This window comes from bacterium, assembly GCA_026398675.1.
In the GTDB taxonomy this organism is placed as follows: Bacteria; RBG-13-66-14; RBG-13-66-14; order RBG-13-66-14; family RBG-13-66-14; genus RBG-13-66-14.
The window spans coordinates 1-1,916 of the sequence record JAPLSK010000039.1 but is presented as its reverse complement, the minus strand read 5'-3'; the positions used below and the strand labels follow the sequence as shown (position 1 = coordinate 1,916).

The window sequence follows — 1,916 nt, the reverse complement described above, 5'->3', positions numbered from 1 at the left end:
CCGGTAGGACGAGTCCTCCACGGTCGCCCGCGGGCCGACCTAAACGGCGCGCCGTCGGTCGGCCCCTACATCATCGCAATTTGCCGGTGGGGATAGGGTGAGGGCTGCCGAATATCCCCTCCCCCTCTCTGGGGGTAGGCTCGCCTACGGGCTAGGGAGGGGGGTGGGGTGCGGGTCGAGGCCGGGGACGTAAACGCGGCGGCCCACAGAGGGGCCGCCCTACGTCATCGCAGCGAGGAGAGGATTAGAATGACGGTCGGGGGTTTGGAACGTGAAAACGGGCGGGGTACGAAGCCCCCGCCCCTGCATTCGACCCGAAACTCACGGGCACGTAGCTGCTCGGGCGGTCACTCCGAATCGGCCACTTTCTTGGACTTCGCGCCAGCCTTCTGCACCGGTATGCCGAAGAAATCGCGCACCTTGGCCTCGATGGCCGCCAGCATCTCCGGCTTCTCGTCGAGCGACTCCTTGACGTTCTCCTTGCCCTGGCCCAGGCGCTCGCCGTCGTAGGAGAACCAGCTCCCCGACTTCTCGATGTCGCCGGCCTCCACGCCGAGGTCTATCACCTCGCCCACGTGGTTGATGCCCAGACCGAAGATGATGTCGAACTCGGCCTCCTTGAACGGCGGTGCGACCTTGTTCTTGACCACTTTGACCCGGCTGCGGTTGCCGATGTTGTCGCCGCCGACCTTCAGGGAGCCGATGCGGCGCACCTCCATGCGCACCGTGGTGTAGAACTTGAGCGCCCGCCCACCAGGGGTGACCTCGGGGTTGCCAAAGACCACGCCGATCTTCTCGCGAATCTGGTTGGTGAAGAGGATGCAGCAGTTGGAGCGGCTCACCACGCCGGTGAGCTTGCGCAGGGCCTGGCTCATCAGCCGGGCCTGCAGGGCCACGTGGCTGTCGCCCATCTCGCCCTCGATTTCTACCCGGGGGACCAGGGCCGCCACGGAATCCACCACCACGAGGTCCACGGCGCCCGAGCGGACGAGCATCTCCACTATCTCCAGCGCCTGCTCCCCGGTGTCGGGCTGGCTGACCAGGAGCTCGTCTATGTTGATGCCGAGGTTTTTCGCGTATTTTATGTCCAGGGCGTGCTCCACATCAATGAAGGCCGCGATGCCGCCCAGGCTCTGGGCGCTGGCGATGACGTGCAGGGTGAGGGTGGTCTTGCCGCTGGCCTCGGGGCCGTATATCTCGATGATCCGGCCCCGAGGGAGGCCGCCCACGCCCAGGGCGCGGTCAATGGAAAGGGAGCCGGTGGGGATGACGTCTATGTCCCGCTCGCCCTCACCGCCCATGCGCATTATCGCGCCCTTGCCGTACTTCCGCTCTATCTGGGCGAAGGCCGCCTCCAGGTTGCGCGCCTTTTCCCCGCTGGTGCCCTCTGCCATCTCGTCTCCTTCGGGTGAACTTTTACGATACGCGGGAAGATTAACACATTCCACCGGCGGACACTAGCAGATGCGGGGGAGCTGCTCGCCGGTGAGCATGTCCACGACCCTCTCCCCGCCGACGGCCGTCTCGAGGACGACCCGGCGCGGGTGGCTTTCCGTCAGGCCGCCGGCCAGTGACGCCTCCCGACCGTAGGGGTGCCGTCGGGCCGCTTCCAGGACACGACCGGCGTCGTTCTCCGCCACCGCGGCCAGGATGACCCCCTCGTTGGCGACGTGGAGGATGTCGAGGCCCAGAAGCTCGGCCACCGCCGCCGCCGCGTCGTGGACGACGAGGTTTTCCTCGATAAATCGGACGCCAAGGCGGAAATCCGCCGCCAGCTCGTTGGCCGCCGAGGCCAGCCCGCCCCGCGTGCAGTCGCGCATCCAGGTAATCTCGCCCGCCCCGCGCATCGCCTCGACCAGCCCCGAGAGCGGGGCGCAGTCGGAAGAAAGCGCGCTCTTCAGGGGCAGCCTCTCCCG

2 protein-coding genes are annotated in these 1,916 nt (G+C 67.0%); both read right to left on the bottom strand.

The window, feature by feature from the left end:
* Positions 1 to 347 precede the first annotated feature (347 nt).
* The gene (recA, locus tag NTW26_00525) at positions 348 to 1,394 is read right to left on the bottom strand and encodes a recombinase RecA (protein ID MCX7020759.1); all 1,047 of its coding nucleotides are present in this window, start codon (positions 1,392 to 1,394) and stop codon (positions 348 to 350) included.
* A 63-nt stretch (positions 1,395 to 1,457) separates the two neighbouring features.
* Positions 1,458 to 1,916, bottom strand: a 459-nt coding sequence (locus NTW26_00520; protein MCX7020758.1) for an AIR synthase-related protein, incomplete at its 5' end; no start/stop codon positions are given.